The following is a 14,526-nucleotide window of genomic DNA, read 5'->3' as shown; positions in this document are numbered from 1 at the left end:
TATGGTGTGCATTGGTGATGTAAATAGTGTAGGTGATGGCTTTGATTAAACCCGCTTTATTTTGATAACAATCTAAAAATCAGCACGCCTTTTTAATCTGTCTCTGCTTTTTAGACAACTATCACCTTGATGGTTTCAAGCTGCCTACACAATAAAAAACATAAGAGCTGGCATTTTTGCAAATCAACAATGGATGGTGACTAAAATGAATAAGAAATACAGAATACCTTGGAACCCTCTGACGTCCACACGTTTATCAGTCAAAACCCAACCACGAGTACTTTATCACGCTATCGCTTGCTGTTTGACCGCGGCCAGCGCAGGAGCCTATGCGGAAAATTATGTTGAGAAAGGGCGGAGTGGCGATCCTGCCAGTTGGCGTTCCAGTGAGTTTTTGAGTCAATGGGGGCTTAGTGCAATTCATGCTGATGAAGCTTATGCCAGAGGTTATACCGGTAAGGGGATCAAATTAGGAATATTTGATCAGGTAGTTTATGCCAAGCATCCTGAGTTTATGGGAAAAGGCAAGGTCACTAACTTAGTGACTTCTGGGATACGTGAGTATACCGATCCCTATATTCCGGTGAAGAAAGGTGATCCATTCACCTATGATGGCACGCCGTCCGTGGATAGGTACGGGACGCTAGGAGCACATGGTGTCCATGTTGCAGGCATAGCGGGGGGTAACCGAGAGGGCAAAGAAATGCATGGTGTGGCCTATAACGCCCAAATACTCAGTGCGGATAACGGTGATCCTGGTCCTGAAGATGGCATTATCTTAGGCAATGATGGTGGTGTTTACCAGGCTGGTTGGAATGCGTTGATAGATAGCGGTGCTCGTATCATTAACAACAGCTGGGGAATTGGTATTGACAGGGAGCTTGAGAGGGGTGGGAAAGATCCGAACGCAGCCCATTTTACTTTAGCTGAGGCCCAGAAGCAGTTTGATGCAATAAAACCGATTTTGGGTACAAAACCTGGTGGTGCATATCAGGGCGCAATTGATGCGGCTCGTAGCGGCATTGTGACAATTTTTGCTGCTGGTAATAGTAATAACTACAGTAATCCAGATGCTATCGCGGGCTTGGCTTGGTTTGTACCAGAGATTGCACCAAACTGGCTGACAGTCACTAGTTTGCAAAAAGATCCAAATAGTACCAATAGTGTGCCTTATTCCATCAGCGATTTTTCCTCCCGCTGTGGCTATACTGCCAGTTTTTGTGTCAGTGCACCTGGTAGCTGGATATATAGCTCAGTTATTAAGGGAACAGGAATAGACAATATAACTACCGGCTATGACAGTTACAGAGGGACTTCAATGGCTGCGCCACATGCTGGTGGTAGTATTGCGGTATTGATGGAGCGTTTCCCATATATGACCGGCGATCAAGTAGCTTCCGTGCTTCGCACTACGGCTACTGATATGGGAGAAAAGGGCATTGATGCGCTTTACGGCTGGGGATTGATCAACCTCGGTAAAGCAATAAATGGCCCTGGCATGTTCTATACCGCAGAAGATATCCCTGAAAAATTCCGTATTCCAGATCCTGACGGAGTGGCCTACGGCAAGGGTCAGTTTATTGCTGATATTCCGGGTGTTGGTGCTGTGCTCGATAAGGGTAAACCAACTGAACGTGTCTGTGATGCGGGTCAGTGTGCTCAGGATCAATGGAGCAATGATATCAGTGGTCATGGTGGATTAACCAAACAAGGTAGAGGTGGGCTGACTCTCAGTGGCCAAAATACCTATTCTGGCCCAACGCTGGTCAAACAGGGATTACTAAATGTTAGTGGTAGTGTCTCTTCTACCATTTCAGTAATGGAAAGTGGCATTCTTGGCGGGAATGGTACGGTGGGGGCGCTCAATGTGCAGCGTGGCGGTACTGTAGCACCAGGTAACTCTATGGGTACGCTTAAGGTTGCCGAAAAAATTACCTTTGAACCCGGTTCTCATTACGCGGTTGAAATCGCTTCCGATGGGCGCAGTGACAAAATTCAGGTTGAAAAAAGTGCGCAGATTGATGGAGGAAAAGTTACCGTTTCTCTTGAGAATACGGGTAACTTGCTTTCTTTTGAAGACGTGCGAAGCCTGACTGGTCAGCAATACACTATTCTTAGTGCGAAGCAGAATATCAATGGTCGCTTTGATGATGTTGTCCCGAATTATCTCTTCCTTGGCACAGGATTGTCTTATCAGCCTGGAGAAGTCACTCTCCATATTGGGCGTAATGAGACTGCTTTTGTCGATTTTGCTAAGACACAGAATGAACGTGCAGTAGCTGCTGCCGCTGATACCCTTGATAGGGGTAATCCGGTTTACGAAAGTATCTTAGCCAGCAGTTCTGCGGAGCAAGCTCGATCTGCGTTCCGTCAGCTTGATGGGCAAATCCACGCTGATATCGCGTCTCAGTTGGTTAATGACAGCCGTTATTTACGTGATACTTTGAATTCTCGTTTGAGTCAGGCTGAAGGCCGTTCATCTTCGCCCGATATTCATGGAGACAGGAACGGTGCATGGGTTCGGCTACTTGGTGCATGGAGCCACGCTTCTGGTACAGCGAATGCGACGGGCTATCAGGCTTCCAACTATGGTTTATTCCTTGGTGCGGATGCTCTTATTGATGAATACAGCCGTCTTGGTATCGCAACTGGTTACACCCGTACTTCCCTTGATGGCGGCAACAGTGCTACTGCTGACAGTAATAACTATCACCTCGCTCTTTATGGTGATCGTCAATTTGGTGACTTTATTTTGCGTGCCAATAGCGGGTTCACGTGGCACCGTATTGATACCAAACGCTTTATCAGCTATGGCAGTCAGCGTGATAGTGAGAATGCCAAGTACAGTGGGCGGACAACACAATTATCCGCTGAACTTGCTTACCATCTGCCGACAGGGGCTGTGAATCTGGAGCCATTCGTTAACCTGGCTTACGTCAATTTCCGCAATGAAGGTATTAACGAGAACGGTGCCGCAGCCGCACTTCACGGTAACAGCCAACATACTGAAGCAACTCTCTCCACATTGGGATTGCGTGCCAATCATAGCTGGCAGGCTGCATGGGGTTCTTCAATTACCTTAAATGGAGAATTAGGTTGGCAACACCAATACGGTGAGCGTGAACGGGCAACAGGTTTATCGTTCCGTGGCAGTAACACAACATTTGTGACTCGTAGCGTGCCTGCCTCTCGTGATGGTGTGGTGTTAAAAGCTAATGCGGAGATGAATGCAAGTAATAACGTCTCATTCACGCTTGGCTATAGTGGATTGCTCTCCAGCAGTCATCAGGATAATAGTATGAATGTCGGTTTTAGATGGCAATTCTGAGGATGGGCGGGATGTAAATATTCGATAAAATATGTGGAGTCAGTCATGCTGGCTCCACAATATTTGTGTGGTGAATATTTTTTATGGTTTTATTGTGGGGTATTAAATGCCGTTTCTATTAATGTCCTTTAATTTTTACCCACTCAGTTAACTCCATAATTGAAGGGTCTCATTTTTACTTCGTGTTGGTGTAACTATTTTCAGTAATACCAAATATAGGTATTACTGAAAGCTGAAGTGAAAACTATATTCATGTCTAATCAGGTTATTTAACACCGTCAGTTTTTTGATTGTTACTCTAATTATCTTTATTTATATTACGGCTAGGAATTTGTTTTTCCTTACTTCGTGTTGTTTTTTAGCAAGGCGGGAGCATGAATGTTTACTTATTATCCAAGGCTTGCATGTGAACTTTTCATAAACAAATTGAGTTCAAAAAAATCCTAAAATAGATCTGTCGTTTTCAAAAGGCAATACCACAGCCTGTCAGAACTCAGTAGCACTCGATTGCTGAAGTTGTGTGGCTGGTGGTTTAAGCGGCTTCTAAAAATGGATCATACCGATTCAAGATTGGCGTCTTGCGATGGGTCGTTAAATATGCTCAGCAAACTCTTCTCCGTTAATGCTTCAGGTTATAACGAAGATAATATCTTTGATGTTACCACTATCATTCTGTATCTTGCGAATATCAGTGAATATGATGCTTATCACTGACTGTTAAATCAGAATCCAGTTTCGTCAATGGAAATTCAAGAGATTGTGATGGTTACTATTACATTTGCAATTATTTTCACAACAATAAGTTAACAATTATTATGACATACCGTTTATCATCTAAAGATATTTGGGCATTGGGCTTTATGACCTTTGCCTTATTCGTCGGGACAGGAAATATCATCCCGCCTATGGTTGACCTGCAAGCGGGTGAGCATGTTTGGAGCGCTGCTGCTGGTTTTTTGCTTACAGCTATGGGCCTAGGTACATGTGCTAACACTGTATTTATTCGGGGGTTAGCATGAGTCAACAATGGACATCCCGTCTGGGGCACATATTAGCCGCAACCGGATCTGCCGTTGGCATTGGTGCCATCTGGAAGTTCTCGTATGTTTCAGCAACAAATGGTGGTGGTGCATTTCTGGTTGTATTTTTATTGTTTAGCTTTGTGATTGGATTAGCGGTTCTGTTAGCTGAAAACATGCTGGGAAGCAGTACGGGTGAAGTGGCCGTTAATGCGTTTAAAAAATTACTTGGTAAACACTGGGGGTGGGTTGGCCTTATAGGTGTATTCAGTTCATGGTGTATCTATAGCTTCTACAGTGTTGTCGGTGGTTGGACCATAGGCTACACGGTGATGGCAAGTACAGGAAAGTTGAATATTACAGACATCTCTCAACTGACATCTATTTTCACCAATTTCATCAGCAATCCATGGTGGCCGATAATCGCACATCTGGCATTTTCAGGGCTAACCTGTTTCGTTGTATTATCTGGTGTGCAGAAAGGTTTGGAAAAATCAGTTAAGGTCATGATGCCGCTGTTATTCTTGATCATGATAGTGTTAATTATTATCGGCATCCGTTTACCGGGCTCATCAGAAGGGCTAAAATTATTCTTATACCCAGATTTCAATAGTTTGACCGGAAAAGGTGTTTTAGATGCATTAGGGTTGGCATTTTTTTCACTGTCTATCGGTTTAGGTATCCACATTACGTACAGCTCCTATTTGCCTAATAACAAAGGTATTGGTAAATCGAGTATCTGGGTTGTAATCCTCTCCTGTTTGGTCTGTATATTGGCTGGTCTGATGATTTTTCCTGCTTTGGCTGCTGCTGGTTTAAAACCAAATGCGGGCCCCGGATTAACGTTTATGACGATGCCAATTTATTTCGCCAGTCTTCCTGGTGGCTCAATCTTAGCAGTCACTTTCTTTTTATTGTTATTAATGGCCGCGCTGACCTCAGCAATTTCATTACTTGAGCACATTGTTGCTTATGTTCAGACGCGTTTTCAATGGTCACGTCGTAAAACAAGCTTAATAGTCACGGCATCGATTATGTTAATGGGGATCCCTGTTTCCTTATCTTTTGGCCCCCTAAGTCACGTCACATTAGGTGGAAAATCCATCTTCGACATGCTGGACTTTATTACTTCCAATGTTCTCATGCCATTATTCGGGATTATCATTTGCCTTGTATTTGGTTGGTCACGTAAGGTCAATGCACTAATACCGGATAATATGTCATCGCGGAAACGTCAGTGTTTACGGTTTGTATGGCGATATGTCGGACCTTTATGTATCGGGGTGATTTTGGTACACGGACTTATTTGATTGTGTTAAGTATCATCTTTCATTCATTTTTATTTGATAGAGAATGATGCTGCAATTTTGTAACACTGCTACATTTTAGGTAAAAATTTAAACGGGCGAGTTTATCCACCAAAACCGCCCGTTAACCATCATAAAAATGCCTCGAACCGATTTTAATCCTCCAATTTTCCTAAGACACTCAAATGTTTGATAGAAAATTTCATATGGAGTTTGGATTCACATAATGAATGTTTGACTAATCAAGTCGCTAATAACTGATTAGCGAAATTAAGTTAATTAACCCGCATTCTGGATAAGAAATTGACGTGAAGCCTGTTCCAGGAGCCATGTTTTGGTACATGCCGAAACAGCTCCGGGAAGGAACAGGTCATGGACAAGTTAGTTGAAATTTTTTGTGGTGTCGACGATTTTTGCCGTTTTTTTATCCCGAAGTGGGAGCAATTTTGTCTCGATAACGGATACCTGCTTCCAAAAGTGCGCAGATGTACCGCAATGCTTGCTCTCCCTTGCAGGCTACGGGAGTTTTTGTTCGCCAACCGAAGGCGATCCTGGCATCTTTATTTTTACCTGAATTTTCGCGCATATTCCGATAATCCCCCCATATTCCGCCAAAACCAGCCAAAAAGTGGATTTAATTCGTTAATTAATTTGATTGATTGATGTATAGAATAAATGTGCTTTGCTGTTCAGCTACGCATTTTATCTCGCTGGTATTCAGCATAATACCGAAGCCCAATTGATAAAACATAAGTTAAATTCAATGAAAAGCGAAAAGGAATCGCTTTATCTAAAAGAGCGCGCTTACCTGCGAGAGCTGGCTGAGCACATCGCGAAAGAGTCGCCGCATCTGGCTGAATTTCTGGTTTCCTCTCATGACCCTGATATTGTCCGTGTTTTCGAGTCCTTTGCGTTTTTGATTGCCAATCTGCGGGACAAGCTGGAGGATATCCAAAAAATAAAGATTGAGCTAACAGAATCACTGAAAAAGATTCAGGATAATATCAGATGTCTCCAGTTTGATATTATTGGTTTTAGTCGGGGAGCAGCGGCTGCCCGCCATTTTGCCAACCGGGTTTTTAATCGTGATCCTATTCTGGTGCAGGCCTTAACTGATGGTTTTAATCAACGACGTTACCTGAATAAGTCCACGTATCCTACAGGGAAAAGCCGTTTTCTGGGTATTTTTGATACCGTTGCGGCGATGGGTACACTCAGAAATGGACTTAACCCTCATACCGCTGATACGGGCGATGTTTATATTTGTTTACCTGATGGCATAGCAGAGCATATTTTCCATATTACGGCCATGAATGAATGTCGTTATAATTTCTCTTTAAATAGCATTAAGCCTGATTACCCGGAATTGATATTCCCCGGCGCGCATTCCGATATTGGCGGGGGCTATAACCCGATGGAAACAGAACGGTTATTTATCACCCGGCCACGTAGCCTTACCGTGGATGAAAGTACCCCTAATAACGCCACCTGGATATATAGAAAAGCACAGGAAGAATTATCTCAGATAAGAAGCTATCCGGCTATTGCCCCGTTATTGCACAACAACGAGGTGAAAGTAGAAACGTGGCAAAATAACCAGTTTTACCCGCGTAACGAGCTGGAACGTTTTCAAAAACAAGTAGCATCGGCGACAGTGCTGTATCGGGAAATCACCAATGACTGGTCTAAAGTAGTCATGCTGGTCATGCAGGATGCCGCACAAGAGTCTGGTGTGATTTTTAGTAAACCCAGCGATAAAGATGACGATTATAAACTACCCTCAGAGCTTACTGCATTGGCAGAAAAAGCAATCAATCAAGGGCGTGCTGTTCGACAAGGCCAGTCATTAATTCCTTTTAACGCAGAAGAGTTAGCCTTGATCCAGACTAAATACGTCCATTGCTCATCACACTGGAATAGTGTCGGGGGACGCTTTCAGTTCTGATGCAATAATAAACGCCCCTTTTTTCTGGCTGCCGGACAGTAATTTTTTATCTCCATTGGGTTTGATGATCTGCGCGCCGGTGATTTTTTTATCCAGTGTTGTCAACGGCAATAAAACCGAATTATCAGACAGTACAGCAAAATCCTGATGGAGTAAGGCTCACCGGTACTGATGAGACCGGGCAACAGGCTGAACTGACCTTGACGGTTCACACCTGGTTTGAGCGCTCGGGCCTGACAAAAGACTTTTATTCTCATGCGAAACAGCTTTGCCAATCACTCGGCAGCCGGATTGCCTCCAAATATGTCCTCGAACGGCTCTATGAGGAATGGGGGAACTTTTATCTCTATGATGGCTGGGCGCGGGAATTTTACGTGACCTCTACGGATTACCTGGCGGCCAGCCCAGGTTCCGCAGAGCATCAGGCGAAATGGGCGTTTTGGGCAGAAACAGACCGGTGGATGCGAAATGCCTGGGCGATGACGGCATTTGCGTGTGGTAAGCAGCAGTACTGAATAGCATGTTCCATTATTTTACCTATAAGAGAAATGAGCGGCTGTTTGGGCAGTCACTTGAAACGCCGCTATTTTTTCTTTGTTTTGAATGCCTTTTCTTGGATACGGCATCACATCCAGTGGTGATCCTGATTCAAGCACAGGTTCCCCCCCCAAAAAAAAATTATTATCACTTCAAGTAGTTATCTCTTTGGGACAACAAATTTTCTCGAGTAATCCGTCTCCATGCATGACGTTTTTTTCATCCCTGAGCTGACAGATATCAATCGATTGATGGGGAGTTCTTAACGGATTATTCCCCCTCACTAATAAAAAAGGTAGTTAAATATAAATATTGGTTATTATGATGAAGGGAAATATTTCATTTATATAAGTAATGTATTAATAATTAAAAGCACTCATGGTGACGACATAGTCAAATAAATTTAACGGTATAATAAAAAACCTTATTCAATATGAAAAATATTACACCGCAATAAAATCGTGGGCCAATATTTCATATCGGTGAAAGTGTGTTAATTATCACATTTTAATGTAATTGAGAAATCCCCATTTCATTTGCAGAATAAAATTAAAACAGAAGAAAAGACAAGTGCTAATAATAATGCGGACATAATGCAACCATTTGTTTTGTATGTAAATAAATTGGAATAAAATATGGTTACCATGCTAAGTGTTTTAAAATTCCGTCAATGGGTTATTTTTCAGGTAAAAATTCAAGAGTAAAATCACATTTTTAACGATAAATAATATATCATTGAGTTTTCGATCGCTTTCTCACTACCAGCATAATGTATAAAAATACGCTTTACTGTCATTAATCAATGGAATAAAAACAACTATGTTTAAAAACAATAAAGGGCATGATATGAGAAAAATGGATAATCTGGAGTTTAGAATATTACAACTTCTCAGGAAAAATCCTTTTCTCGCCCAAAAAGAAATCGCTGATACTATTGGCATTAGTCGTTCAAGCGTTGCAGGATATATCCTTAACCTACAAAAAAAAGGGCATATAAAAGGAAAAGGATACATTTTTTCCAGTGGAAATTATGCCGTAACGGTGGGGGCTTCCAACATGGATATTACCAGCTTCGCTTCGACTGAATTATTAAAGAAAGATTCCAACCCAGGGAAAACAAAATATACGCTAGGTGGTGTCGCCCGAAATGTGGCGCATAACATTGCCGCGTTAAAGAATGACAGTTATTTAATTTCTGTTTTTGGTGATGATTCATATGGAAAAAGATTGTTTAGAGAAACCCGGTTAGCCGGTGTTGATCTTAGCCATTCTCATAAACTCAATAATGAAAGAACTTCGATTTATCATTCAATAGTTGATAGTCATGGTGAACCGCACACTTCCGTGAGTGATATGGATATTTTGAAAAAACTCACGCCTGAGTTGCTAAATAAATCTAAAGCGCTTATTGAGCGGGCCGGCATACTGAGTATCGACTGCAATTTGAAAGAGGATGCTCTGGAATGGTTATTTAAAAACTCAGGTAATGTGCCCATATTTGTTAATCCTGTCTCGTCATATAAGGCGGGCATAGTACGTAACTGGTTATCCTATATTCATACTATCAGACCCAATCGGCTGGAAGCAGAAAAAATCAGTGGCATTAAAATTAACTCAATAAAAGAGGCTAAGTGGGTCACATCATGGTTTCATGAACAAGGGGTACAGCGGGTAGTTTTAAGTATGGGCGCTGACGGTGTTTACTACAGTGAGTTAGATTATATATCGGGTCACTCTCCGGCATTTCCTGTTGATGTTGTCAATAACACGGGTTCCGGTGATGCAATGATGGCAGGGTTAGTTCATTGCGCGTTGGCAGGTATGGACTTTAAGGAAAGTGTATATTTCGCCCAACGTTGTGCTGCACTTGTCCTGTCTACTGAATTAACACATTCACTAACCCTGTCTCCATTTGCTGTTGATAAGTTACTGCTATTAGATCCAATAACAATGATGAATAACCAACAAATATCATAAAAATAAAAAATGAGAATGTTAGTATTGTGGCTAGGGCCGGGCTGGACCCGGCATTTTTTCAAAGTCCATTCATGTCAATGTTTATGTCTGATTGAATTTAATCCAATCGTCATGTGGAAGGAATGGGGAGTGAGCTTAAAACTGGCAAACAAGTCCGGTATGGACACAATTTTGTAGGTAATTATCCCAAAAACCTTGAGGATAACGCACTAAATCGCTGTCCAGGACCGTAGGTCTTTTCCAGCTAAAATGATCGAATCCTGCTTTTTTAAGCGCTTTTTCATAGCTTTCACGGCTCCAACGATAAAACGTAAAAGGGCTTGGGGGGGTTGACAGAAATTTTGCCTGGTGACGGAAGCCATTTTTCCAGGGCTCTTCGCTCAAAATCTTAAAACCATAATTCTCACAGTTTCCGCTTTCTAACCGATAATCAGGTGATGCCATATAAGCAATTAATTTGCCGGAAGGTTTTAAATGATCAGCGGCTGCCTGAAACATCGTTTCCAGTTCTTCTGTGGATTCTGCATAGTGGAATAAAAAAGCGGCGATGACGATATCAAATTTTTCATCTAATTTCATCTCACATACATTTTGTACATGGAACTCAATATCATCACCATACAGTTTTGACTTGGTTTTAGCGAGTTCAATCATTTTTTCAGAGATATCGACGCCAACCACTTTTGACGCCCCACGGCGGTGAAATTCCCGCCCAAAATAACCATACCCGCAAGCTAGATCCAGCACTGACTTTCCTTGTATCTCACCGACCATGTTGAGTATATCCTGAAGTTCAGACTGTCGTTGGGCTACCGTATTGGAAAATTGTTCGTAATGTTCTCCAATTGAATCATAGCTTGCTTGCTCTTCCATTATTATGGCTCCTGATAAAAAATAAAATAAGGGTACTATTTTATAAGGATAAAGTATCATGGAATAATGAGATACAATTATTTTTGTAATGTGATTAATTTTACACGATAAACAATCTGTTTAAATTAAATCAGGAATAATCAGATGTTGCTCTATTCAAGCGCATTGCCCCATTTTAAGCTGAGAACCCCTTGTCTGTGATGAAAACTGAGTATAAAAAATAAGTCGCTGTCAAGGCGCATTTCCCCGAACAGGCTCAAATAGAGTTAGCTGGTGAGAAAATGTAACATCAATGAGAATCAAGCGGAAAGTCAGACTAACTTCCGCTCATATAATTTCGTGTTAGTGTCAGGCACGCAGTTTATTTTGACTGGCAATCAGTTTTGCGCCGCAAGCTGTGCTCATACCTTCCAAGGCAACCTGTTTGCCCTGATACTTTAAAGACTCACTCCCTTCTATTATCGGGAATGTGTCTTCACATTTTGGGCAAACAACTAAATCACCTTTTCCAGCAATGGGAACTCCTTGATAAACATAACCATCAATGGCAGTGATCACTTTACCACCATGATCGGTCGTATCATTTAACCGGATAACTGGTTTATTTGACATATTTATCTCTCTGTAATCATCTGCAATATTTTCATTCTATTGAAGATAGTATTTTTAAATAATCTTTGGTTTTATTTTCTATTTCTATGATTAATGAATCAACATCAGAATGATATTGTTTTAACAACCTTTCATTGAAATGAGGAAAGAAAATATCCTGATCGAATTGATGTCCTAATAAAAACATTATTAATGTTAAAAACGCTGAATAATTGGCATTTTTTATGCATGTTGATTGAATTTTTCAACACCAAATTGAATGAATTTATTGATATTATCTTGTTTAATATATCGATATTTTTGTGGAAAAAGAGAATTTAATAGTGAGTCTACATTACTTTCATAGGTATTCCATTGAACATTTAAGCGTTCAATATTGATATTTTGAAATTTAAATATACTGGTTTTCAGATATTCATCTTGTTCGCCATGCACTTCATTAAAATATCGAATGATCTCATGATAAAGTAAACTTGTTCTTTCTAATTGCCCAAGGCAGGAGTGATTATCTAGGATCGTCTTTATCCATACATATTGTGGGTCAGTTTGAAATTCGGTACCAAATAAAATAAGCATATCAATATAAAACTGAACAGTACCGCGTTGATCAAATCCATCGTTTTTCGATTTTTCTATTGCGTTTTCCAGCGCTGTCCTCAATTTATCTTCACCTAATTTTATTTTAAGATAGGGATAGGATTCATTACAATGTACTACCAGTTCATCAATAAATGAATTGAATGAATGTTTTTTTAGCATATTCCATTGGTCTTCATTAATTTCTATTGTCATATTTATGATATCTCCGGTCACAATAACTAACGCTATAGTTGCTGGTAAAATACGTTTTTAATAGAATTTAAAATCCAACAACTATGTCTTTGTTTAATTTATTGTTTGTATGAATCAATCTTGCCTGCAAGATAATCTCTATATATTAGAGTGTCTTTATTATGTTTATGCCATTCATTTTCTCTGTAAATAGAGTCGAAATGGTCGTACACATACTCATTTCCATATTTTCTTCTCATTACTAATAGTTCATATTTTTTTCTTTATAAGGAAATTTAATCAAAAAAAAGTCTAGCACTGGCTTTAATGATTCTTCATCAAATTTTGTGTATATGTATTCATAATTCATTTTATTTTGCATTAATTGCAAGAATTTTATAGCTTCCATATCTTTTAATACATTTAATTCGGGGAATTTTATTGAACTATCAATTTCATCCTGTAATGTCATTGTGATACTCAGCGTATTCAAATTTTCAATAGGAACTAATTTCTTATTAATCAAATAAGCATCATGAACTTTAATATACTGCGAAGATTTCAGCCATTCACTGGCATCGAACCAGACCTTTTTACTAGGAAACTCAGACGAGTTTACATCATATGAAGTTACCCTAATATACATTTGAAATTTTTGCATATACATATAATAAGCACCTGAAAAAAATAAAGTGAAAATTGTCAAAATTGCTATCTTAACAATAAGCTTTTTTTTAAGTAAATTCATAAAATCCACTCTATTGGATTATAATTTTGCAGACCACTTTTTAGTCCTTTTGGCGAATTTCCTGTTCCCGGTAATCGCCAGGTAGCATTCGGTGCAATAGGGCCTCCACCGTGGTCTTCGTTGTATTCTCTTGCCTTCAAACCTTCATTACGTTTTTTCATTATGTCATAATCTTTTGGTTTTTCTGGTGGTTTGGCGTTTTTGTTCCCTTTACTCAATTCATAATTATAAGCTCTGCGAGCTGCTTCATATTTGTCAATTACTTTGCTATATTCTCTCGCCTCTTTAATCTCCTTTCCCGTTCCATAAACGATGTCATAGAGAGAGCGCATCTCAAATGCTTTGACCCCAACATCCCAGGCATTAGCCATTCGCTGTGCCGGGCTTTTATCCTGCCCCGCATTTTTTCCTGTAAAATCGCTACCATCCACCGAAATTCCTGCCCGGCAAGCGTAGGTTGTTATTTTAGCATCAGAATCAAATACCGACTCATACACCTTTTTAATTTCGTCTGGCCCAAATTTCCCTTCTTCCACATTCTTTCCCTGATAATGAAAGGTGGCACAATCAATCACGCCATGACAGAAAAACACCATCTCTTTGATTAAGCGTTTCTTTTGTTTTCTTTCATTTATAATCCTAATGAACATCGGTACATCTGTTACATAGCGGACACGGGCACCTAATTTTTGAGCATAGTCATTTATTCTTTGACGATCCATGTCTGTATATCCCTGTGAAAACACAATTATAATTCGTTGTACAGCATAATCTCCCTGACTTGCTTTAGGAAAAAGCTGCAACTGATGTAACCCACAATTAATAAAACGGTATTGATTTCCCATTGATTCTTCAAACCCTCTTGTAACACCTCCCAAGCTGAAATCCCATGGCGCTGTTCTGGCACCTACCACAGTAATATAATCATAACCACTGATATAAGGCTTCTCTGTAGTTGGATTATTTATATTTGTAATCAGGCTGATTTTTCTTTCTTCTAGGCTGTGTCCCTTAATGTAAATTGATAGTATTATCATCTAACTTGTTTTCAATACGGGAAAAAGATGATGGCACGTTACGACATTCCTGATGAGGCATGGATATTGATAGAACCTTGCCTGCCCCCTATTCATTCAAAGCGGGCAGGACGTCCACATGTTGAACACCGCCGTGTGATGAATGGGATGTTCTGGGTGCTATGCTCAGGAGCTCCATGGCGTGATTTACCGGAACGCTATGGTCCCTGGAAAACGGTTTATAACCGATTTAATCGCTGGTCAAAATCAGGCATTATCAACAAAATATTTAACCGGTTACTGTCCATTCTGGATGAAAAAGGCTTGATTGACTGGGCTGAAATTTGTCTGGATGGCCGTAATATTCGCGCCAGTAAAGATGCCGCAGGGGCG

Annotated in this window: 12 protein-coding genes and 2 pseudogenes; 8 read left to right on the top strand and 6 right to left on the bottom strand. The window is 40.5% G+C overall.

Annotation, left to right across the window (positions count from 1 at the left end; genetic code table 11):
- The first annotated feature begins 205 nt into the window (after positions 1–205).
- From Xets_RS13265 to Xets_RS13250, 4 genes and pseudogenes are all read left to right on the top strand, one after another.
- Positions 206–3,328 (top strand): autotransporter outer membrane beta-barrel domain-containing protein, encoded by a 3,123-nt coding sequence (locus tag Xets_RS13265; protein WP_187651852.1) that lies wholly within the window; start codon positions 206–208, stop codon positions 3,326–3,328.
- Positions 3,329–4,143: 815 nt separating this feature from the next.
- Positions 4,144–4,305 (top strand): annotated as a pseudogene (locus tag Xets_RS13260) (branched-chain amino acid transport system II carrier protein); the annotation flags it as partial.
- 38 nt (positions 4,306–4,343) lie between these two features.
- The gene (locus Xets_RS13255) at positions 4,344–5,657 is read left to right on the top strand and encodes a sodium-dependent transporter (RefSeq protein ID WP_099130724.1); all 1,314 of its coding nucleotides are present in this window, start codon (positions 4,344–4,346) and stop codon (positions 5,655–5,657) included.
- Between the two features lie 369 nt (positions 5,658–6,026).
- Positions 6,027–6,125, top strand: a pseudogene (locus Xets_RS13250) (IS982 family transposase); the annotation flags it as partial.
- On the opposite strand, the gene Xets_RS13245 reads toward Xets_RS13250, so the two are convergent.
- Complete coding sequence (locus tag Xets_RS13245; RefSeq protein WP_187651864.1) at positions 6,079–6,240, bottom strand: hypothetical protein; 162 nt, start codon at positions 6,238–6,240, stop codon at positions 6,079–6,081. The pseudogene Xets_RS13250 and the gene Xets_RS13245 sit on opposite strands and share 47 nt — an antisense overlap.
- Positions 6,241–6,417: 177 nt before the next feature.
- On the opposite strand from Xets_RS13245, the gene Xets_RS13240 reads away from it, so the two are divergent.
- The 3 genes from Xets_RS13240 (at position 6,418) to Xets_RS13230 (ending at position 10,113) form a co-directional block, all read left to right on the top strand.
- Positions 6,418–7,599: a DUF2235 domain-containing protein gene (locus tag Xets_RS13240; protein WP_143707547.1), complete on the top strand. Its 1,182-nt coding sequence runs from the start codon at positions 6,418–6,420 to the stop codon at positions 7,597–7,599.
- A 95-nt stretch (positions 7,600–7,694) separates the two neighbouring features.
- Positions 7,695–8,114, top strand: coding sequence for a hypothetical protein (locus Xets_RS13235; RefSeq protein ID WP_255430639.1), 420 nt, complete (start codon positions 7,695–7,697; stop codon positions 8,112–8,114).
- An 841-nt stretch (positions 8,115–8,955) separates the two neighbouring features.
- Positions 8,956–10,113, top strand: a complete 1,158-nt coding sequence (locus tag Xets_RS13230) for a PfkB family carbohydrate kinase (RefSeq protein WP_099134061.1) — start codon at positions 8,956–8,958, stop codon at positions 10,111–10,113.
- A gap of 135 nt (positions 10,114–10,248) precedes the next feature.
- On the opposite strand, the gene Xets_RS13225 is transcribed toward Xets_RS13230, so the two are convergent.
- The 5 genes from Xets_RS13225 to Xets_RS13205 all read right to left on the bottom strand — a co-directional run bounded on the left by Xets_RS13225 (position 10,249) and on the right by Xets_RS13205 (position 14,154).
- Positions 10,249–10,986 (bottom strand): class I SAM-dependent methyltransferase, encoded by a 738-nt coding sequence (locus Xets_RS13225; RefSeq protein ID WP_187651851.1) that lies wholly within the window; start codon positions 10,984–10,986, stop codon positions 10,249–10,251.
- 348 nt (positions 10,987–11,334) lie between these two features.
- Positions 11,335–11,598, bottom strand: coding sequence for a PAAR domain-containing protein (locus Xets_RS13220; protein ID WP_099134059.1), 264 nt, complete (start codon positions 11,596–11,598; stop codon positions 11,335–11,337).
- Between the two features lie 222 nt (positions 11,599–11,820).
- Positions 11,821–12,390 (bottom strand): hypothetical protein, encoded by a 570-nt coding sequence (locus tag Xets_RS24715; protein ID WP_255430638.1) that lies wholly within the window; start codon positions 12,388–12,390, stop codon positions 11,821–11,823.
- A gap of 241 nt (positions 12,391–12,631) precedes the next feature.
- Positions 12,632–13,117: a hypothetical protein gene (locus Xets_RS13210; RefSeq protein ID WP_187651850.1), complete on the bottom strand. Its 486-nt coding sequence runs from the start codon at positions 13,115–13,117 to the stop codon at positions 12,632–12,634.
- Entirely contained in the window at positions 13,114–14,154 is a 1,041-nt protein-coding gene (locus Xets_RS13205; RefSeq protein WP_255430637.1) for a hypothetical protein, read from the bottom strand. Before Xets_RS13205 ends, Xets_RS13210 begins: the two co-directional genes overlap by 4 nt.
- Positions 14,155–14,184: 30 nt before the next feature.
- Here Xets_RS13205 and Xets_RS13200 point away from each other — a divergent pair.
- On the top strand, positions 14,185–14,526 hold a 342-nt coding region (locus tag Xets_RS13200), incomplete at its 3' end, for an IS5 family transposase (RefSeq protein ID WP_187651860.1).

This window comes from Xenorhabdus sp. TS4, assembly GCF_014467265.1.
Lineage (GTDB): Bacteria > Pseudomonadota > Gammaproteobacteria > Enterobacterales > Enterobacteriaceae > Xenorhabdus > Xenorhabdus ehlersii.
The sequence above is the reverse complement of the archived record's forward strand: the minus strand, read 5'-3'. Positions and strand labels throughout refer to the sequence as shown.

Coding starts and splice junctions, on each gene's coding strand:
- Xets_RS13265 (WP_187651852.1), top strand. CDS start 206: ATGAATAAGAAATACAGAATACCTTGGAACCCTCTGACGTCCACACGT.
- Xets_RS13255 (WP_099130724.1), top strand. CDS start 4,344: ATGAGTCAACAATGGACATCCCGTCTGGGGCACATATTAGCCGCAACC.
- Xets_RS13245 (WP_187651864.1), bottom strand. CDS start 6,240: ATGCGCGAAAATTCAGGTAAAAATAAAGATGCCAGGATCGCCTTCGGT.
- Xets_RS13240 (WP_143707547.1), top strand. CDS start 6,418: ATGAAAAGCGAAAAGGAATCGCTTTATCTAAAAGAGCGCGCTTACCTG.
- Xets_RS13230 (WP_099134061.1), top strand. CDS start 8,956: ATGTTTAAAAACAATAAAGGGCATGATATGAGAAAAATGGATAATCTG.
- Xets_RS13225 (WP_187651851.1), bottom strand. CDS start 10,986: ATGGAAGAGCAAGCAAGCTATGATTCAATTGGAGAACATTACGAACAA.
- Xets_RS13220 (WP_099134059.1), bottom strand. CDS start 11,598: ATGTCAAATAAACCAGTTATCCGGTTAAATGATACGACCGATCATGGT.
- Xets_RS24715 (WP_255430638.1), bottom strand. CDS start 12,390: ATGACAATAGAAATTAATGAAGACCAATGGAATATGCTAAAAAAACAT.
- Xets_RS13210 (WP_187651850.1), bottom strand. CDS start 13,117: ATGAATTTACTTAAAAAAAAGCTTATTGTTAAGATAGCAATTTTGACA.
- Xets_RS13205 (WP_255430637.1), bottom strand. CDS start 14,154: ATGATAATACTATCAATTTACATTAAGGGACACAGCCTAGAAGAAAGA.